At 66.1% G+C, this 19,116-nt stretch carries 14 protein-coding genes; 7 read left to right on the top strand and 7 right to left on the bottom strand.

Features of this window, described 5'->3' with window-relative positions:
- Positions 1-26: 26 nt before the first annotated feature.
- Positions 27-752 carry a (Fe-S)-binding protein gene (locus J5T34_RS08875; RefSeq protein WP_208579436.1) on the bottom strand — a complete coding sequence of 242 codons (726 nt, stop codon included), beginning with the start codon at positions 750-752 and terminating at the stop codon, positions 27-29.
- A 237-nt stretch (positions 753-989) separates the two neighbouring features.
- Here J5T34_RS08875 and J5T34_RS08870 point away from each other — a divergent pair, with 237 nt between their 5' ends.
- Both J5T34_RS08870 and J5T34_RS08865 read left to right on the top strand, forming a co-directional pair.
- Positions 990-1,775, top strand: coding sequence for an IclR family transcriptional regulator (locus J5T34_RS08870; protein ID WP_174105690.1), 786 nt, complete (start codon positions 990-992; stop codon positions 1,773-1,775).
- Between the two features lie 84 nt (positions 1,776-1,859).
- Positions 1,860-3,272 carry an FAD-binding oxidoreductase gene (locus J5T34_RS08865; RefSeq protein WP_208579435.1) on the top strand — a complete coding sequence of 471 codons (1,413 nt, stop codon included), beginning with the start codon at positions 1,860-1,862 and terminating at the stop codon, positions 3,270-3,272.
- Positions 3,273-3,387: 115 nt separating this feature from the next.
- Here the strand turns inward: J5T34_RS08865 and pbpG are convergent, their stop codons facing one another.
- From pbpG to J5T34_RS08850, 3 genes are all read right to left on the bottom strand, one after another.
- A complete protein-coding gene (gene pbpG / locus J5T34_RS08860; protein ID WP_208579434.1) occupies positions 3,388-4,632 on the bottom strand; it encodes a D-alanyl-D-alanine endopeptidase in 1,245 nt (414 codons plus the stop codon).
- Between the two features lie 403 nt (positions 4,633-5,035).
- Entirely contained in the window at positions 5,036-5,482 is a 447-nt protein-coding gene (locus tag J5T34_RS08855) for an acyl-CoA thioesterase (RefSeq protein WP_208579433.1), read from the bottom strand.
- A gap of 42 nt (positions 5,483-5,524) precedes the next feature.
- Positions 5,525-6,469, bottom strand: coding sequence for a DMT family transporter (locus J5T34_RS08850; protein WP_208579432.1), 945 nt, complete (start codon positions 6,467-6,469; stop codon positions 5,525-5,527).
- Between the two features lie 505 nt (positions 6,470-6,974).
- Here J5T34_RS08850 and J5T34_RS08845 point away from each other — a divergent pair.
- The 3 genes from J5T34_RS08845 to J5T34_RS08835 all read left to right on the top strand — a co-directional run bounded on the left by J5T34_RS08845 (position 6,975) and on the right by J5T34_RS08835 (position 8,505).
- Positions 6,975-7,550, top strand: coding sequence for a phasin family protein (locus tag J5T34_RS08845; RefSeq protein WP_149318958.1), 576 nt, complete (start codon positions 6,975-6,977; stop codon positions 7,548-7,550).
- Between the two features lie 272 nt (positions 7,551-7,822).
- Complete coding sequence (locus J5T34_RS08840) at positions 7,823-8,185, top strand: type II toxin-antitoxin system RelE/ParE family toxin (protein ID WP_208579431.1); 363 nt, start codon at positions 7,823-7,825, stop codon at positions 8,183-8,185.
- Complete coding sequence (locus J5T34_RS08835; protein ID WP_208579430.1) at positions 8,185-8,505, top strand: helix-turn-helix domain-containing protein; 321 nt, start codon at positions 8,185-8,187, stop codon at positions 8,503-8,505. The genes J5T34_RS08840 and J5T34_RS08835 overlap by 1 nt, the downstream gene beginning before the upstream one ends.
- Positions 8,506-8,628: 123 nt before the next feature.
- On the opposite strand, the gene lpdA is transcribed toward J5T34_RS08835, so the two are convergent.
- From lpdA to aceE, 3 genes are all read right to left on the bottom strand, one after another.
- Positions 8,629-10,428 (bottom strand): dihydrolipoyl dehydrogenase, encoded by a 1,800-nt coding sequence (gene lpdA / locus J5T34_RS08830; RefSeq protein WP_208579429.1) that lies wholly within the window; start codon positions 10,426-10,428, stop codon positions 8,629-8,631.
- Positions 10,429-10,452: 24 nt separating this feature from the next.
- Positions 10,453-12,162 carry a dihydrolipoyllysine-residue acetyltransferase gene (gene aceF, locus J5T34_RS08825; protein WP_208579428.1) on the bottom strand — a complete coding sequence of 570 codons (1,710 nt, stop codon included), beginning with the start codon at positions 12,160-12,162 and terminating at the stop codon, positions 10,453-10,455.
- Positions 12,163-12,340: 178 nt separating this feature from the next.
- Complete coding sequence (gene aceE / locus J5T34_RS08820; RefSeq protein ID WP_208579427.1) at positions 12,341-15,028, bottom strand: pyruvate dehydrogenase (acetyl-transferring), homodimeric type; 2,688 nt, start codon at positions 15,026-15,028, stop codon at positions 12,341-12,343.
- A gap of 392 nt (positions 15,029-15,420) precedes the next feature.
- Here aceE and J5T34_RS08815 point away from each other — a divergent pair, with 392 nt between their 5' ends.
- Together J5T34_RS08815 and J5T34_RS08810 are read left to right on the top strand one after the other, a co-directional pair.
- Positions 15,421-18,054 carry a PAS domain S-box protein gene (locus J5T34_RS08815; RefSeq protein ID WP_208579426.1) on the top strand — a complete coding sequence of 878 codons (2,634 nt, stop codon included), beginning with the start codon at positions 15,421-15,423 and terminating at the stop codon, positions 18,052-18,054.
- Between the two features lie 147 nt (positions 18,055-18,201).
- Positions 18,202-18,834, top strand: a complete 633-nt coding sequence (locus J5T34_RS08810) for a response regulator transcription factor (RefSeq protein WP_208579425.1) — start codon at positions 18,202-18,204, stop codon at positions 18,832-18,834.
- Positions 18,835-19,116: the final 282 nt, after the last annotated feature.

Genomic DNA, 19,116 nt, shown 5'->3' with positions numbered 1-19,116 from the left:
TGCGCAGTGCGCGAACGATGCGGGGATCAGGCGTCGCCGGCCAGGACCTGGGCGATATGCAGCACGCGGGTGCGCGTATCGCCGGTCCGGCGCAGGCGGCCTTCGATATTGAGGATGCAGCCCAGATCGCCGAGCACTACCGCCTCGGCGCCGCTGGCCGCGATATTGGCGCATTTCTCGTCGACGATCGCGGTCGAGATATTGCCGTACTTGACCGAGAACGTCCCGCCGAAACCGCAGCAGGCCTCGCAGTCCTTCATCTCGGTCAGCTGCACGCCGGGCAGCTTGCCCAGCAACGCACGCGGCTGCTGCTTGATGCCAAGTTCGCGCAGGCCGGAACAGGAGTCGTGATAGGTCACGTGGCCGGCGAAGTTGCTGTCCAGCGTGTCGATGCGCGCGACGTTGACCAGGAAATCGGTCAGTTCGTAGACGCGGGGACGCAGGCGCTCGTAACGGCCATTGAGTTCGGGATCGTCGCGCAGCAGGTCGCCGTAGTGATGCAGGATCATGCCGCCGCACGAGCCCGACGGGACCACCACGTAATCGAACATCTCGAACTCGCGCAGGAATTTCTCCGCCAGGTCGCGCGAGGCGGCGCGCTCGCCCGAGTTGTAGGCCGGCTGGCCGCAGCAGGTCTGTGCCTCAGGGACCATCACCTCGTACCCCGCCTGCTCCAGCAGCTTGAGCACCGAAAAGCCGATTTCAGGCCGCATCAGGTCCACCAGACAGGTGACGAACAGACCGACTCGCATGGATTCTTACCTTTTTCCAGACCCAAAACCTCGCAATTATGCGCTTTTGCGCCGCGGTTCCGCCACTGCGGCGAGGCGAAGCGGGCGCATTTGTTTGCCGCCGCGGTCGTGCGGCGCCCCAATTTGGGGCGATTTATGTGCGGATTGCCCGACTATGACATTTCACGTATTGAAATTTTCACGATGCGAGATAGAATCAGGCAGTCGCTTAATATGCCGCATGGCAACAATTTCCCCATGGCTGAAGCAGAGAAGGAACCCGGCAAGACGTCGATCCAGGTGATCGAACGCATGATGACGCTGCTCGATGCGCTCGCGCGGCATGCCGATCCGGTCAGTCTGAAGGAACTCTCCCAGGCTACCGGGCTGCATCCCTCGACGGCGCACCGCATCCTCAACGACATGGTGGCGTGCCGCTTCGTGGATCGTTCCGATCCGGGCAGCTACCGGCTCGGCATGCGGCTGCTGGAGCTCGGCAACCTGGTCAAGGCCCGGCTCTCGGTCCGCGAGGCGGCGCTGGCGCCGATGCGCGCGTTGCACCGCGTGACCGGCCAGACCGTCAACCTGTCGGTGCGCCAGGGCGACGAGATCGTCTATATCGAGCGCGCCTACAGCGAGCGCTCGGGCATGCAGGTGGTGCGCGCCATCGGCGGCCGTGCCCCGCTGCATCTGACCTCGGTCGGCAAGCTGTTCCTCGCCGCGGACGAGGTCGCACGCGTGCGCAACTACGCGACCCGCACCGGGCTCGCCGGCCATACCCGCACGTCGATCACCGATCTGGCCAAGCTGGAGCGCGAGCTGAACTGGGTGCGCACCAACGGCTATGCGCGCGACAACGAAGAGCTCGAGCTCGGCGTGCGCTGCATCGCCGCAGGCATCTACGACGACTCGCGCCGGCTGGTCGCGGGCCTGTCGCTGTCGGCGCCGGCAGACCGGCTGCAGGACAGCTGGCTGCAGAATCTGAAGGAAACGGCGTTGCAGATTTCGCGCGGCATGGGCTATACCGCCGATAGCGACGTGTAGCGACGCGCCGCCCGTCTTGCCACGCCCCGGAGCGCCAGCCCACGCGCTCCGCCCTTCCGATATCGACAGACAGCACACGACGAGATGCAAGACTCCGGTTTTCTGCCGCGCCTGCTCGAGGCGCTGGGACCCGATGTGGTGACCACCGATGCGCCGTCGATTGCCCCTTGGCTCAGCGACTGGCGCGGAATCTACCGGGGCGATGCCCAGGCCGTGGTGCGGCCCCGCGATACCGGCGAAGTCGCGCGCTGCCTGGCGCTGTGCCAGCAGTGGCGCGTGCCGGTGGTGCCGCGCGGCGGCAATACCGGCCTGTGCGGCGGCGCGACGCCGGACGATCGACCTGCCAACGTGGTGTTGAGCCTGGACCGGATGAACGCGATCCGCTCGGTCGATCCCATCGCCAATACGATGGTGGCCGAGGCCGGCTGCATCCTCGGCAATCTGCGCCGTGCCGCCCATGACGCGGACCGCCAGCTGCCGCTGTCGCTGGCCGCGGAGGACTCGTGCCAGATCGGCGGCAACCTCGCCACCAATGCCGGCGGCGTCAACGTGGTGCGCTACGGCATGGCGCGCGAACTGGTGCTGGGACTGGAAGCGGTGCTGCCGGACGGCGAGGTCTTCCATGGGCTGCGCACGCTGCGCAAGGACAACACCGGCTACGACCTGAAGCAGTTGCTGATCGGCTCCGAAGGCACGCTCGGTGTGATCACCGCCGTGGCGCTGCGGTTGCTGCCGCGCACCGATCAGCGCGCCGTGGTGCTGGCCGCGGTGGAGTCGCCGCAGCAGGCGCTGCAACTGTTTTCGCTGCTGTATTCGCGTTGCGGCGCGCGCCTGCAAGCCTTCGAATTCTTCACCGGCCCGTGCCTGGATCTGGTACTGACCCATGCCGAAGGCGTGCAGGCGCCGTTCGCCGGCCGGCATCCGGCCTATGTACTGGTGGAGCTGGCCGACACCACGGACGAGGCCGGGCTGAACTCCCTGCTGGAAGCGACCATCGGCGATGCACTCGAACAAGGACTGTGCGTCGACGCGGCGGTGTCGGCATCGCTGAGCCAGGTCGAGGCGATGTGGAAACTGCGCGAGGAAATTTCCGAAGCGCAGCGCGCCGACGGTCCGCATCTGAAGCACGACATCTCGTTGCCGATCGAATCGATCCCGGTGTTCATGGAAAGGATGGAAGCGCGGCTGCAGCGGCTCGACGGCGCGATCCGCCCCTTCGTCTTCGGCCACTTCGGCGACGGCAATCTGCATTACAACCTGTCGCGCCCCACCGGCGCGCCCAAGGAGTGGGCGACGACCCACGGCGAGGCGGTCACGGCCGAGGTGCTCGACGAGGTCATGCGCCACGGCGGCAGCATCAGCGCAGAGCATGGCATCGGCCAGCTCAAGCGCGAGTACTTTCACCGCTACAAGGATCCGCTCGAACTGCGGCTGATGGTCGGCATCAAGCGGCTGCTCGATCCGGCGAGGATCATGAATCCGGGCAAGCTGCTGTGAGGCGCTGACGGCTGCCGTTCGGCGAACCGGGCCCGAAGCATCGAGCCCGGAAACGACGACGCGCCCTCGAAGGGCGCGTCTTTCGTCTTGGGACGGGTTGCCCCCGCCCTGCCGTTCAGATGCCGCGAGCCTGCTGCGACGTCAGCACATAGTGCGGCGAGTTGGCCGGCCCCTGGGTCAGGTTCGGCGTGCTGGGGAAGCGGTTCGGCGCCGAGGGCGGCGAATGCTCCAGCCAGTCGCGCACGCGATTGGCGTCGGCGAAGCGGGTCAGATTGCCGGACGAGTCCAGGAACACCATCACCACATCGCGGCCGCCGATGCGTGCCTGCATCACCAGGCAACGCCCGGCCTCGGAGATGAAGCCGGTCTTCTGCAGGCCGATCTCCCAGTTGCCGCCACGCACCAGGCGATTGGTGCTGACGTAGTGCTGGGTGCGGCCCAGCACATTGACTTCATGCTCGGTCTGCGTCGAGAACGCGCGGATGGTCGGGTTGCGGTAGGCCGCCTTGACCAGCCGGGCCAGATCGACCGCCGACGAGACATTGCTGCTCGACAGGCCGCTCGAATCGACGAAGTGGGTGTCGTTCATGCCCAGCTCGCGCGCCTTGCGGTTCATCGCCTGCACGAAGGCCGGCAGGCCGCCCGGATAGTGGCGGCCCAGCGCCGAGGCGGCACGGTTTTCCGACGACATCAGCGCCAGCAGCAGCAGTTCCTGGCGGGTCAGCTGCGTACCGAAGCGCAGACGCGAGCTGCTGTGCTTCTCGGTATCGCGATCTTCTTCGGTGATGGTCAACACCTCGTCCATCGGCAGGCGCGCGTCCATCACCACCAGCGCGGTCATCAGCTTGGTGATCGAGGCGATCGGCAGCACTGCGGCCGCATTCTTCTGGAACAGCACCTCATTGGTGTTCTGATCCATCACCAGCGCGACGCTGGAGCGCAGCGACAACGCATCGTCGGTATCGCGCAGTCCGAGCGCCTCTCCGAGCGACGGGCGCGACGGCGGGGGCGTGAAGGCGGCGCGCACCGGCGCGGCCTGACGCTGGACCAGAATGACCTTGCGCTTGCCGTTCTTGGAAACGATGACCTTGCGGCTGCCGGTCTTGGCGACCGTCGCGCGCTTCGAGTCGTTGCCGGCCCTGGCCGACTTGCTCGACGCCTTCGATGTCTTCGACGATTTAGCGGAAGATTTTTGGACTTTGACGACCTTTTCGGTCTTTTTGGCGGATTTTGACGATTGACTCGCCGCCTCCGCCATGGGCGCGGCAATCAGCGCCGCCGACACCAGCATGGACGCTGCCACCGTGGGCAGAGGCAGGGTGCCGAGAAATCTCAGAAATGGGAGGTCGAACCGGGACATGATTCTCGGGCGCGCATCGGGAATGGCGCCAGTGTAGAAAAAAAAGAATTTGTTAGCAAGATTAATGACTTACACAGCGGACTTAAAGCTTCGATTACAGACATTTCCGTAATGCGAAAAATAAGACGCTTGCAGCACATGGAAATCTGCATGACGCGGCTTCCCGGCCCGGCACGCTTCCGCCCTGCGAACGCGCATGTCTTGCTAACGTCAGTTCTGGCGAGAAGTTGAGGGGCCATGCGAACGGCGGCCGCGCGAACATGATCAGCAACGCGCGAAACCCTGTTGCGGTTCACATCTGCACCGCAACCTTCGGTGCGCGGGGCGCCGACCGCCCTGCACCCGATGCCGGGCGCGAGAGTCAGGCCGGTACGGCACCTGCGCGCGTCCACGTTCACGCTCCCTACCGATCCGCAGCCGCCACCAGCAGCGGCTGCAGGGCCTCGCGCAATGGCTTGGGCAAGGCCACCGGGCGGCGCGTCTGGCGATCGACATAGACATGCACGAAGTGCCCCTGCGCGGCGGCACTGTTCTCGCCTTCGCGAAACAGCCCCACCTCGTAGCGCACGCTGCTGTTGCCGAGCCGCGCGACGCGCAGACCCGCGACCACCGTTTCGGGAAAACTGAGCGAGGCGAAGTAATTGCACTGCGTCTCGATCACCAGCCCGATGGTGCCGCCCGCCTCGATGTCGAGCACGCCGCGCTCGATCAGGTAACGATTCACCACGGTGTCGAAATAACTGTAGTAGACAACGTTGTTGACGTGGCCATAAACATCGTTGTCCATCCAACGCGTCGTGATCGGCAGGAAGTGGCGATAGCAGTCGCGGGTCTGGGCTTGCGGCTTCATGGCATGCGGAACGGAGTCAGGGAAGTGGGGCGGACGGACCGGTCAATCGCGGCGCGCCGACGCTGCACCGCCGCGCATCACCAACGCGACGCCGGCCGCGGCGAGCGCCATGCCTGCGGCGGCCATCGGCGGAAAGCGTTCGTCGAACAGCAACCAGGCCATCACGGCGGTGGTCGGCGGCGTCAGGTACATCAGGCTGGATACGCTGGTGGCGGCACCGCGGCGGATCAGCACGAACAGCAGCGAGATCGCGCCGATTGACAGGGCCACGATCGACCATGCCAGCGCACCGATCATCTCGGCGTTCCAGTCCACCTCGCGCGTTTCGAACACGAACATGAATGGCAGACAGGCCAGCGCGGCCGCGGTGAACTGGATCAGCGACCCCATGCGCAGGTCGAACACCGGGCAGCGATGCTTCTGATACAGCGTGCCGACGGTAATCGACAGCAAGGCGCCCACGGCGAGCAGCACGCTGAACGGCGTCGCCGCGCCGACCGACAGCTTGCCGGCTACCACCAGGCCGACGCCGACGATGCCGAGCAGCAGGCCGATCCACTGCCAGCCGCGCAGACGCTCGCCCAGGCGCAGCGAAATCAGGGCCGTCAGCAGCGGCTGCATGCCGACGATCAACGCGGCCATGCCGGCCGGCATGCCGAGCTTGACCGCGGCCCATACGCCGCCCAGGTAGCCGGTCTGCAGCAGCAGCCCCGCCAGCGCGATACGGCCGATCATGGCCCAGTCGACGCGGCCATCGCGCCGAGGCAGCGGCACGCGCGCCAGCGCCACGAACGGCACCATCAGCACCACCACGCCGGCAAAGCGCAGGAACAGAAAGGTCATCGGCTCGGCATGGGGCATGCCGTACTTGGCGACGATAAAGCCGGTGCTCCAGATCAGCACGAACAGCCAGGGCATCGACACCAGCCAGACATTGGCGCCGCCGGACGGGGTACGGGCGGTGGTGGTTTCTGCGGCCGGTCTCATGCCCGCCCCCGCAGGGGTGCGGCGCCGACGACGAGGACGGCGGGTAATGCAGCGGCAAGGCGGGGACGGCGGCTGAGGGCGTCTTGGCGGGACATCGGCAAAAGGGGACGGACGGGGCCGCGGGGCATTCTGGCGCGTGGCGCCCTCCCCGCCATGCAAGGAACGGAATGCGCGATGGTAGCACCGGCCGGCACGTCACGTGCCGTGGAGCGGCGAAGTGACCCAGCCGTGGCAATGTGGCGAACGCGCCCGGGGGTTTACCCTCGCCAGATTGTGCGACGCACAAAAACCGCTTGACAGCCCAACTCGGGTCCATACAATACGGAATTGTTGCGACGCACCATTGACCGAAAGACGGTTTCGGACCGGCCGATCGGCTCTCTGGAGCGCCACGCACAAAACCATTAACGCGCCTGGGCTGGCCACCGCAACGTCACGGCCTTGACATCTAGGCGACCTATTTTTGAGTTCGCTCGAACTCGACTTCATTCTGATGGAGACCAGCATGTCCTTTACCCCCGAACAAGTTGCCGCCGCCCACAAAGCCAATCTGGAAACCCTGTTCGGTTTGACCACCAAGGCCTTCGAAGGCATGGAAAAGCTGGTCGAGCTGAACATGCAAGTCGTCAAGACCACCCTGGCCGAAAACGTCGAGCACGCCAAGCGCACGCTGACCGCCCGCGACGCCCAGGAACTGGTGGCCCTGCAGGTTTCGTTGATCCAGCCGGTCGCCGAAAAGGCCGTGGCCTACAGCCGCCACGTCTACGAGATCGCGGCCGACACCCAGTCGGAATTCACCCGCGTCGCCGAAGCCCAGCTGGCCGAAAGCTCGCGCAATGTGCAGAGCCTGGTCGACAACTTCGCCAAGAACGCACCGGCCGGTTCGGAATCGACCGTGGCCATCGTGAAGTCGGCCATCTCGGCCGCCAACAACGCCTACGAGTCGGTCCAGAAGGCCACCAAGCAAGCCGTGGAAATCGCCGAAAGCAATTTCCAGGCGGCAGCCACCGCGGCCACCAAGGCCGCCCAGCAAGCGAGCGCCACCGCCCGCACCGCTGGCAAGAAGACCACCGCAGCCTGATCGCGCTGGCCGGTGCCCCCTCGCGGGCACCAGCGTCTACGCTGACCTCCGAAGCCCGGCATTCATGCCGGGCTTTTTTATTGACTCTGGCGCGTAACTAACGCATTTGAACCGCGGAACGCGATCGTCACCGCCGTACACCTTTCAGCCGCCCGGCCGCAACTATCATCGCCGACTTTCGCAAGGCGACTCGGTTGCGCTTCGCAGTCGGTCTGTCATGGTGGAGCGCTTGCAGCCGTCGCTTGCGACTTATATCCGAACAGGTATAATTTGTGCTCGACCAGCGCCGGCTCTTGTATTGGGAAGGTTCCTCGAAGAAGGACTTCAAGGCGTTTCCCCTTCCGGTTCAGAAGGAAATGGGGGTGGCGCTCTTCGTCGTGCAGTTGGGGCGTACTCCCCCCTCGGCGAAGCCGTGGAAGGGCTTGGGTTCAGGCGTGTACGAACTGGTGGAAGATCACTGCGGCGATACTTTCCGGGCGGTCTATACGGTCAGCGTCGGTGACGCCGTCCACGTGCTGCACGCGTTTCAGAAAAAATCCAAATCGGGTATCGCAACGCCGCAACCGGATATCGCGTTGATCGAGAAGCGGCTAAAAGCGGTGCTCGCCAGATACGGACGAAGCGGGAGAACTTGATGCCGCGCAATCGGATTCCACCAGGCACGGACAATGTGTTGGTAGACCTAGGATTTGCCGACGCGGAAGAACTGTCGGCAAAAGCGCTGCTGGCCGTTAAGGTCAACGAGGTGATCGACAAGCGGCGGCTCAGTCAGGTGGAGGCAGCCCACATCATGGGCATGAGTCAACCGAAGGTGTCGCAGATTCGACGTTACAAGCTCGAAAACATCTCGCTCGAGCGCCTGATGCAGGCGCTCGTTTCGCTCGACCAGCATGTCGAAATTATCGTGCGGCCGGCTCGCCGTTCCGACGCGGCAGGCATTTTCGTCGCCGCCTAGATGCCTGCCTGCGGCTAAGCCGTCGCCGGTATCTCGGTAATCTTGGCGGTTAATTGCAGTTCTTGGCAAAACAAGGCCCGCCATCCCGGCGGGCCTTGTCTTGTGCCGCTACGAAGGGACCGCTCAGCGCTTGCGCGGCGGCGGGACGTCCGTGCAGACGCCCTCGTAGATCTCGGCGGCCATGCCGATCGATTCACCCAGCGTCGGGTGCGGGTGGATGGTCTTGCCGATGTCCACCGCGTCCGCGCCCATCTCGATCGCCAGGCACACTTCGCCGATCAGGTCGCCCGCGTGCGTGCCGACGATGCCGCCGCCGATGATGCGGTGGGTTTCCTCGTCGAACAGCAGCTTGGTGAAGCCCTCGTCGCGACCGTTGGCGATCGCGCGACCCGATGCGGCCCACGGGAATACGCCCTTGCCGTACTTGATGCCCTGCTCCTTGCACTGTTCTTCGGTCAGACCGGCCCATGCCACTTCCGGATCGGTATAGGCGACCGACGGAATCTGCTTGGCGTCGAAGTAGGCCTTCTCGCCGTGCGCGGCTTCCGCGGCCACATGGGCTTCGTGCACGGCCTTGTGGGCCAGCATCGGCTGGCCGACGATGTCGCCGATCGCGAAGATATGCGGCACGTTGGTGCGCATCTGGCTGTCGACCTCGATGAAGCCGCGATCGGTCACCGCGACGCCGGCCTTCTCCGCGCCGATCCGCTTGCCGTTGGGCGCGCGGCCCACCGACACCAGCACCAGGTCGTAGCGCTGCGGTTCTGCCGGCGCCTGTTCGCCTTCGAACCTGACGTAGATGCCGTCCGCCTTGGCCTCGACACCGACGGTCCTGGTCTTGAGCATCACCTTGTCGAAGCGATGCTTGTTCATCTTCTCCCAGACCTTGACCAGATCGCGGTCCGCGCCCTGCATCAGGCCGTCGAGCATTTCGACGACATCGATGCTGGCGCCCAGCGTGCTGTAGACCGTGGCCATTTCCAGCCCGATGATGCCGCCGCCGATCACCAGCATGCGCTTGGGGATCTCGCGCAGTTCCAGCGCGCCGGTCGAGTCGACGATGCGCGGATCTTCCGGGATGAACGGCAGTTTCACCGCCTGGCTGCCGGCGGCGATGATCGCCTTGTCGAAGCGGATCACCGTCTTCTTGCCGGTGGTGTCCTTGCCGTCGCCGCCGGTTTCCTGCACTTCGAGATGATGCGGATCGAGGAAGGTGCCGATGCCGCGCACGACCTGCACCTTGCGCGCCTTGGCCATGCCGGCCAGGCCGCCGGTCAGCTTGCCGACCACCGAATCCTTGTACTTGCGCAGGCCGTCCAGATCGATCTTCGCCTCGCCGAACACGATGCCGTGCGCGGCCAGCGCCTTGGCCTCGTCGATGACCGCGGCGTTATGCAGCAGCGCCTTCGACGGGATGCAGCCGACATTCAGGCAAACCCCGCCGAGGCTCGCATAGCGCTCGACCAGCACGGTATTCATGCCGAGGTCCGCGCTGCGGAAAGCCGCCGAATAGCCGCCGGGGCCGGCGCCCAGCACGAGCATCTCGCACTGGATATCGGCGCCACCGGCATGCGTGGCGGCAGCCGGTGCCGCAGCCGGTGCCGGCGATGCTGCCGGAGCCGGCGCGGGAGCCGGGCTGGCAGCAGCAGCCGGAGCCGCCGCGGGCGCCGGCGCCGCAGCCGCGGCCTGGGCCTCGACCGTGCAGATCACCGTGTCCTTGGCCACCTTGTCGCCGACCTTGACCTTGACCTCGACCACCTTGCCGGCCGCCGACGACGGCACGTCCATGCTGGCCTTGTCCGACTCGAGCACGATCAGCGATTGTTCCTGCTCGATCGTGTCGCCCGGCTTGACCAGAACCTCGATCACTTCTACCGCGTCGAAATCGCCGATATCCGGCACCTTGACTTCGATCACACTCATGCTTTGCTCCTGTGGCCGGGCCGCTTACAGCAGAATGCGGCGGAAATCGGCCAGCAGCTGACCGAAGTAGGTATTGAAGCGGGCGGCTTCGGCGCCGTCGATCACGCGGTGATCCCACGACAGCGACAGCGGCAGCGTCAGGCGCGGCACGAACTGCTTGCCGTCCCAGACCGGCTTCTGATACGACTTGCAGACGCCCATGATGGCCACTTCCGGCGCATTGATGATCGGCGTGAAGTAGGTACCGCCCAGGCCGCCGAGCGACGAGATCGAGAAGCAGCCGCCCTGCATCTGGTCGGGCTTGAGCTTGCCGTCGCGCGCCAGCTTGGCCAGTTCCGCCATTTCCTGCGCGATCTCGATCACGCCCTTCTTGTCGGCGTCCTTGATCACCGGCACCACGAGACCGTTCGGCGTATCGGCGGCGAAGCCGATGTTGAAATACTTCTTCAGCACAAGGCGCTGTTCGTCACCTTGGCCGTCGAGCGAGGCGTTGAAGTTCGGGAACTTCTTCAGCGCGGCGACCGTGGCCTTGATCATGAAGGCCAGCATCGTCACCTTGACGCCCTGCTTCTCGTATTCCTTGTTCAGCTGCACGCGGAAGGCTTCGAGCTCGGTGATGTCGGCCTCGTCGTGATTGGTCACGTGAGGGATCATCACCCAGTTGCGATGCAGGTTCGCGCCGGAAATCTTCTTGATGCGCGACAGCGGCTTGCTTTCGATCTCGCCGTAGCGGGTGAAATCGACCTTCGGCCACGGCAGCAGACCCAGTTCGCCACCACCCGCGCCACCGGCGGCCGCTTGCGCGGGCGCCGCGGCCTGGCCGGTCATCACGCCCTTGACGTAGCGCTGCACGTCTTCATGGGTGATGCGGCCCTTGGGACCCGAGCCCGGCACGCGCGACACGTCGACACCGAGTTCGCGCGCGTACTTGCGTACCGACGGGCTGGCGTGCGCGGCCTTGCCGCTGACGCCGGTCGGCGCGGCCTGCGCTGCAGCGGCGGGTGCCGGTGCGGCAGCAGCCGCCGGAGCCGGCGCTGCGGCGGCCGGCGCGGGAGCCGGTGCGGCGGCAGGGGCCGGCGCGGCAGCGGCTGCGGCACCCGCGGCCGCGCCAGAACCGGCGCCTTCCAGAATCACGATCAACGTCCCTTCGGACACGTTGTCGCCGACCTTGACCTTGACTTCCTTGACCACGCCGGCCGAAGGCGACGGCACGTCCATGGTGGCCTTGTCCGATTCGAGCGTAATCAGCGAGTCCTCGGCATTGACGCTGTCGCCCGGCTTCACGTGGACCTCGATGACCGGCACGCCTTCATAGTCGCCGATGTCGGGCACCTTGACCTCGACGGTACCGCCGCCGGCGGCAGCGGGAGCAGCAGCCGGAGCAGCGGCCGGAGCACGTGCGGGCGCAGCGGCGGGCGCCGGGGCCGGTGCAGCCGCGGCAGCAGGCGCCGGGGCCGGTGCGGCAGCGGGAGCCGGTGCAGGGGCCGCGGCGCCAGCGGGTTCCAGCATCACCAGCACCGAGCCTTCCGCCACGTTGTCGCCGACCTTGACCTTGACTTCCTTGACCGTGCCGCCCTGCGGCGAGGGCACGTCCATCGTCGCCTTGTCCGATTCCAGCGTGACCAGCGCATCTTCGGCGTTGATCGTGTCGCCCGGCTTCACGTGGACTTCGATGACGGGAACGGCGTCGTAGTCGCCGATATCCGGCACCTTGATTTCAATCGCTTGACTCATTCAGTGTCTCCTGGGCAGGACGGCGCGCGTGACAACGAAAGCGTCGAGATTACTTTGACGCACGTGCCTTGTCACGCCGCGGCGCCCGGACCATTTACTGGACAACGCCCAGGCAAGGCCCGGGCGACCCGGGCGCGGCGTTGCCGTGCCCGGGGGGTTCGCGGGAGTGACAGCCGGATCAGACCGTCATCGGGTTCGGCTTGTTCGGGTCGAGGTTGTACTTCTTGATGGCCTCGGCGACCTTGTCGCGCGGGATGGCGCCCTCGTCGGCAAGCGCCTTCAGCGCGGCCAGCGTGACCCAGTGGCGGTCCACTTCGAAGAAGTGGCGCAGCTTCTCGCGGGTATCCGAGCGGCCGAAGCCGTCGGTGCCCAGCACCACGTAGCGGCGCGGTACGAACGGACGGATCTGCTCGGCGAACGCACGCACGTAGTCGGTCGAGGCGATCACCGGACCGCGCACCGACTTCAGGCACTTGGCGACATGCGATTCGCGCGGCGTCTCGGTCGGATGCAGCAGGTTCCAGCGCTCGGCCGCCTGGCCTTCGCGGGCCAGTTCGGTGAAGCTCGGGCAGCTCCACAGATCCGATTCGACGCCCCAGTCCTTCTTCAGCAGTTCGGCGGCGGCGATCACCTCGCGGAAGATCGTGCCCGAGCCGAGCAGCTGCACGCGCGGGGCGTTGCTGTTCTCGGCGCCCTTGCGGAACGCGTACATGCCCTTGACGATGTCCTGCTCTACGCCAGCCGGCATTTCCGGATGCTCGTAGTTCTCGTTCATCACCGTCAGGTAGTAGTAGACGTCCTCCTGCTCCGCGTACATGCGGCGCAGGCCGTCCTGCATGATCACCGCCAGCTCGTACTGGAAGGTCGGGTCATACGAGATGCAGTTCGGGATCACCGCATGGAACACGTGCGAGTGGCCATCCTCGTGCTGCAGGCCTTCGCCGTTCAGCGTGGTGCGGCCCGAGGTGCCGCCCAGCAGGAAGCCGCGCGAACGCATGTCGGCGGCGGCCCAGCACAGATCGCCGATCCGCTGGATGCCGAACATCGAGTAGTAGATGTAGAACGGGATCATCTGCACGCCGTGCGTCGAGTACGACGTGGCGGCCGCGATCCAGTCGCACATCGCGCCGGCTTCGTTGATGCCTTCCTGCAGCACCTGGCCAGTCTGCGATTCCTTGTAGAACATCAGCTGGTCATGATCTTCCGGCACGTACTTCTGGCCTTCCTGGTTCCAGATGCCGATCTGGCGGAACAGGCCTTCCATGCCGAAGGTGCGCGACTCGTCCGGGACGATGGGCACCACATGCTTGCCGAGCTGCTTGTCCTTGAGCAGCGTGTTCAGGATCCGCACGAAGGCCATCGTGGTCGAGACCTCGCGGCCTTCGCCCGTCGCCTTGAGCAGCGCGGAGAATGCCGACAGGTCCGGGACCGGCAGCGGGTCGGCCTTCTGGCGGCGCGTCGGCAGATAGCCGCCGAGCTCCATGCGGCGGGCGCGCATGTATTCCAGTTCCTTCGAGCCTTCCTCGAAGGTCAGGTACGGGACTTCTTCCAGCTTGTCGTCCGGCACCGGCAGATTGAACTGGTCGCGGAAGCGGCGGATCGCCTCCACCGGCATCTTCTTCTGCTGGTGGGTGATGTTCATCGCCTGGCCGGCATCGCCCATGCCGTAGCCCTTGATGGTCTTGGCCAGGATCAGCGTCGGCTGGCCCTTGTGCTCGGTGGCGGCCTTGTAGGCGGCGTAGATCTTGTGCGGATCGTGGCCGCCGCGGTTCAGGCGCCAGATGTCGTCATCGGACCAGTCCGCCACCATCGCCTTGAGCTCGGGCGTATTGAAGAAATGCTCGCGCACGTAGGCGCCGTCCTTGGCCTTGAAGGTCTGGTACTCGCCGTCGACGCACTCCATCATGCGCTTCATCAGCAGGCCCTTGGTGTCGCGCGCCAGCAGCGAATCCCAGCGGCTGCCCCAGACGACCTTGATCACGTTCCAGCCGGCGCCGCGGAATTCCGACTCCAGTTCCTGGATGATCTTGCCGTTGCCGCGCACCGGACCGTCCAGGCGCTGCAGGTTGCAGTTGATGACGAAGACCAGGTTGTCCAGCCGCTCGCGGCCGGCCATGCCGATCGCGCCGAGCGATTCCGGCTCGTCGGTCTCGCCGTCGCCCAGGAAGGCCCAGACCTTGCGGCCTTCGGTGTTGACCAGGCCGCGGCTCTGCAGGTACTTCATGAAGCGGGCCTGGTAGATCGCCATGATCGGGCCCAGGCCCATCGACACGGTCGGGAACTGCCAGAAGTCCGGCATCAGCCAGGGGTGCGGGTACGACGAGATGCCCTTGCCGTCGACTTCCTGGCGGAAGTTGTCGAGCTGCTCGGCGCTCAGGCGGCCCAGCAGGAAGGCGCGCGAATAGACGCCCGGCGCCGAGTGGCCCTGCACGAAGACCAGATCGCCGCCATGCTTGTCCGACGGCGCGTGCCAGAAGTGGTTGTAGCCGACGTCGTACAGCGTGGCCGCCGAGGCGTACGACGAGATGTGGCCGCCGACGTTGGTGTGCTTGTTGGCCCGCAGCACCATCGCCATCGCGTTCCAGCGCGAGTACGAACGGATGCGGTGCTCGATGTCCTGGTCGCCAGGGATGCGCGCCTGCTGCTCGACCGGGATGGTATTGATATACGGGGTTTCGGCGTGGAACGGCTGCGTGACGCCGTTCACGCGCGCATATTCGATCTGCTTGTCGATCAGGAAGGCCGCGCGCTCGCTACCTTCCGCGCCAATCACGCCCTGCAGGGCCTCGAGCCATTCTTGGGTTTCCTGCGGGTCGGCGTCATTGGCGCCGGCTGCGCCGAGGATCTGCTCTGGTACGGCTGACATGGATCGTCTCCTGTGGAATGCGTGCGCCAGCAACGGCCGCTTTCGTGAATGGCTGGCCTGGCGCTGTCTGACGGGGGTGCGGAGCGAGGCGTGGATGGGCGGATGGGCTGGCCTGTCACCGGATCCCGGACAAGGTCCGACCGCCTTCCTCCCGCATCGTTCGGTCGGGACCGATTCTATGGAAGGCGATTTCGCAGCACAAGGGAAATTTTCAAATTACGGTATCGTTTCTCATGATGCGAAATATTGCGGCGACGCACCACGACACCGCCAGCCGCGCCACCGTGCGGCCTGCGGGCCGACGGGCCGCCGCGCGTGCCGCATAGGCGCTTTCCCCAAGCGACGCACTGCAGCAATCGAGCTACACTGCCCGGTCAGTCGTCAATCCCATCATGCTGTCCATCCACCGCCTCGTCCTTCGGCTGCTGTCGCCCTTCCGCCTGCCCATGATTCCCCCTGCCGCCGATGCCTCCCGCGATGCCGGCGGCGCCGGAATGCCGGCCGGCGGTCCCGGCGCCATCGACCAGTTGAGCGCGCTGACGCCGCTGGACGCGCTCGAAGGGCTCGGCCCCGCCGACGAGGCCGCCGACGGCCGCCCGTTCACGGGCCCGCCGCGCGGGCTGTGGTGGCTGCGCTGGCGCAATCTGGTCGCGACCAGCTGGTTCATGTTCATCCCGCTGGTGGCGATCGTGCTGTTCTCCGGTGCGATGGGCGTGATCCTGTGGTCCCTGCACGAGACCGAGCGCCAACAGCAGCGCGACGCGCTGTACCGCGACGCCGCCTGGGCGCAGCAGCGCGTGCGGCTGTCGCTGCTGAGCAATCAGGATCAGCTCGCCTCGCTGGCGCGCGACATCGCCGCCGCGCAGCTCGATCAGCGCGCCTACCGCACGGCCGCGCAGGAGGTGCTGCGCGAGAATCCGGAAATCGTCTTCATCAACTGGCTCGACGCCACGCGGCGCGCGCGCTGGTCGCTGCCGTCGACGTCGGAATTCGCCGCGCGGCTGCGCGAGACGCCGGAGCAGCCGCTCGAACCCGAGGTGCTCGACACCTTCGACACCGCGCGCGAGACGCAGCGCGTGGTCTATTCGCGCCCGCTCGTCAACGAACGCGGCGACAGCTTCATGCTGATGCAGGTGCCGATCGTGCGCGACAACGAGTTCCTCGGCACGCTGGGCGCACTCTATTCGATCAACGGCATCCTGACCCATCTGCTGCCGCCCGAGCTGACCGAGCGCTACCGCTTCTCGCTGATCGACAAGAACAACCAGCTGCGCGCCAGCACCTCGCTGCGCCCTGTGCCGGCCACCGCGCTGTCGTACGAGGTGCTGCTCGACCCGCCGGGCCATTCGCTGTCGCTGCGCGCCGACGCCTATCCGCCCGCGTCGAACCTGCCCAACAACATGCTGCTGTGGCTGGTGGTGGGGCTGTCGTGCTTCCTGCTGTGGAGCCTGTGGAGCATGTGGCGGCATACCAGCCGCCGCTCCGAGGCGCAGCGCGCGCTGCTGGCCGAGACCTCGTTCCGCCGCGCGATGGAAAACTCGATGCTGATCGGGTTGCGCGCGCTCGATCTGAACGGCCGCATCACCTATGTCAATCCGGCGTTCTGCCGCATGACCGGCTGGCAGGAACATGAACTGGTCGGCCGCGTGCCGCCCTTCCCCTATTGGCCGCCCAACGACCAGCAGGAGATGCAGCGCCAGATCGATCTGACGCTGCAGGGCAAGTCGCCCACCGGCGGTTACGAGATGCGCGTGATGCGCCGCGACGGCACCAGCTTCTTCGCCCGCATGTACGTCTCGCCGCTGATCGACAGCCGCGGCCGCCATACCGGCTGGATGAGCTCGATGACGGATATCACCGAGCCCAAGCGCGCGCGCGAGGAACTGGCCGCCGCGCACGACCGCTTCACCACGGTGCTGGAGAGTCTGGACGCGGCGGTGTCGGTGCTGGCCACCGACAAGCCCGAGCTGCTGTTCGCCAACCGCTATTACCGCCAGCTGTTCGGCTGGGAGCCCGAGGGTCATCTGAAGCTGGCCGGCGGCGAGGTCGAGCAGGAACAGGTCACCAGCGACCATACGGACTTCGTCGACGCCTACGCCGGCCTGCCCGCCTCCGAGCTGATGCCCTATGCGTCGGACGCGCGCGAGATCTTCGTGCCCGACATGCAGAAGTGGTTCGAGGTGCGGCGCCGCTATATCCAGTGGGTCGACGGCCATCTGGCGCAGATGCAGATCGCCACCGACATCACGGTGCGCAAGGCGGCCGAAGAAATGGCCCGCCAGCACGAGGAGCGCCTGCAGTTCACCAGCCGCCTGACCACCATGGGCGAGATGGCCTCGTCGCTGGCGCACGAACTGAACCAGCCGCTGGCGGCCATCAACAACTACTGCATGGGCGCGGTGGCGCGCCTGCGCTCCGGGCGCAGCACGCCCGAGGACCTGATGCCGATCCTGGAGAAGACCTCGGCGCAGGCCGTGCGCGCCGGCACGATCATCAGCCGCATCCGCGGCTTCGTCAAACGCAGCCAGCCGCAGCGGCGCGAGACCGCGCTGCACGACATCGTCGCCGACGCGGTGGGCCTGGCCGATATCGAGGCGACGCGCCGCCGCGTGACGATCCTGACCCGGCTGCCGCCTCCGCCGGTCACGCTCTTTGTCGACCCGGTGCTGATCGAACAGGTGCTGGTCAATCTGCTGAAGAACGCGGTCGAGGCGATGTCGGGCCTGCCGGCGATGCGCGCCGCGGGCGTGGTGCGGCTGCACGCGCGCATCGACCAGGGCGAGCTCGGCCAGACGGTCTGCATCGACGTGATCGACCAGGGGCCGGGCGTGGACGAGGCCACCAAGGAGCGCCTGTTCGAGCCGTTCTTCAGCACCAAGTCCGACGGCATGGGCATGGGCCTCAATATCTGCCGCTCGATCATCGAGTCGCACCAGGGCCGGCTGTGGGTCGAAAACAATGCGGACGGCATCGGCTGTACGTTTAAAATCATGCTGCCGCTGGAGCCGGATACCGCCGATCAGTAGATGACGGCCGGGCAAATCGTCGGGCGCTCACCGGACGATCGCCCGACGATCGCCCCGCCCCCGGCTGCCCCCGCCGCGACGGGTGTGCGGCGCGCGCGGCCGGAGTTACACTAGCCGAATCGCACAGACGCAGCATCAGGAGACTTCATGACCGTAGCGCCAAACCCCACTCCCCACCGCGGCGAGACCGTCTTCATCGTCGACGACGATGAAGCGATGCGCGACTCGCTGACCTGGCTGCTGGAGGGCAATGGCTACCAGGTTCGCAGTTTCGCCAGCGCCGAGCAGTTCCTGGCCGCCTACGATGCCAACCAGATTTCCTGCCTGATCCTGGACGTGCGGATGCCCGGCATGAGCGGCCCCGAACTGCAGGAACGCATGATCGCGGAGAACATCCATCTGCCGATCGTCTTCATCACCGGCCATGGCGACGTGCCGATGGCGGTGTCGACGATGAAGAAGGGCGCGATCGACTTCATCGAGAAGCCGTTCGACGAATCCGAGCTGCGCGCGCTGGTCGAGCGCATGCTGCAGAAGGCCAGAGCCGACCATTCTGCCGCGCGCGAGCAGCGTGCCGCGCAGGACCTGCTGGGCAAGCTGACCACGCGCGAACAGCAGGTGCTCGAGCGCATCGTCGCCGGGCGCCTGAACAAGCAGATCGCCGACGACCTGGGCATCTCGATCAAGACGGTGGAGGCGCATCGCGCCAACATCATGGAAAAGCTCAACGTCAACACCGTGGCCGACCTGCTGCGGCTCGCGCTGTCGCGCAACAGCTGATCGGGCTTCCCGTTCCGGTTCCCCCCCTCTTTCCCCGCATCCCCTCTGGCCCGTGGCCGGCTTCGCGCCGGACACGGGCCAGTTCACGAGAAAGCTAGCGTTCCGGCGCGTCCGCAACAGCATACGGAAGCGCCGCCGCGCATCGTTCGGTTCGCCGGGCGCGGTCCGCCATCGTCGTTCTGGTTCTTTCGACTCATGCTGGCCCAGGCCGCTCCCGCTCTTCCCACTGCCGGAGCCGACCGATGCTTGAACCCACCTGCCCCACGCCCCCTACGCTTCCCA

The sequence above is a fragment of the Cupriavidus gilardii genome (assembly GCF_017598945.1).
Classification (GTDB): domain Bacteria; phylum Pseudomonadota; class Gammaproteobacteria; order Burkholderiales; family Burkholderiaceae; genus Cupriavidus; species Cupriavidus gilardii_E.
Note: the sequence above shows the minus strand (reverse complement) of the source record. Positions and strands in the feature narration are given on the sequence as shown.

Coding starts and splice junctions, on each gene's coding strand:
- J5T34_RS08845 (WP_149318958.1), top strand. CDS start 6,975: ATGTCCTTTACCCCCGAACAAGTTGCCGCCGCCCACAAAGCCAATCTG.
- aceE (WP_208579427.1), bottom strand. CDS start 15,028: ATGTCAGCCGTACCAGAGCAGATCCTCGGCGCAGCCGGCGCCAATGAC.
- J5T34_RS08865 (WP_208579435.1), top strand. CDS start 1,860: ATGCAAGACTCCGGTTTTCTGCCGCGCCTGCTCGAGGCGCTGGGACCC.
- J5T34_RS08815 (WP_208579426.1), top strand. CDS start 15,421: ATGCTGTCCATCCACCGCCTCGTCCTTCGGCTGCTGTCGCCCTTCCGC.
- J5T34_RS08855 (WP_208579433.1), bottom strand. CDS start 5,482: ATGAAGCCGCAAGCCCAGACCCGCGACTGCTATCGCCACTTCCTGCCG.
- J5T34_RS08850 (WP_208579432.1), bottom strand. CDS start 6,469: ATGAGACCGGCCGCAGAAACCACCACCGCCCGTACCCCGTCCGGCGGC.
- J5T34_RS08835 (WP_208579430.1), top strand. CDS start 8,185: ATGCCGCGCAATCGGATTCCACCAGGCACGGACAATGTGTTGGTAGAC.
- J5T34_RS08875 (WP_208579436.1), bottom strand. CDS start 752: ATGCGAGTCGGTCTGTTCGTCACCTGTCTGGTGGACCTGATGCGGCCT.
- J5T34_RS08870 (WP_174105690.1), top strand. CDS start 990: ATGGCTGAAGCAGAGAAGGAACCCGGCAAGACGTCGATCCAGGTGATC.
- lpdA (WP_208579429.1), bottom strand. CDS start 10,428: ATGAGTGTGATCGAAGTCAAGGTGCCGGATATCGGCGATTTCGACGCG.
- J5T34_RS08810 (WP_208579425.1), top strand. CDS start 18,202: ATGACCGTAGCGCCAAACCCCACTCCCCACCGCGGCGAGACCGTCTTC.
- pbpG (WP_208579434.1), bottom strand. CDS start 4,632: ATGTCCCGGTTCGACCTCCCATTTCTGAGATTTCTCGGCACCCTGCCT.
- aceF (WP_208579428.1), bottom strand. CDS start 12,162: ATGAGTCAAGCGATTGAAATCAAGGTGCCGGATATCGGCGACTACGAC.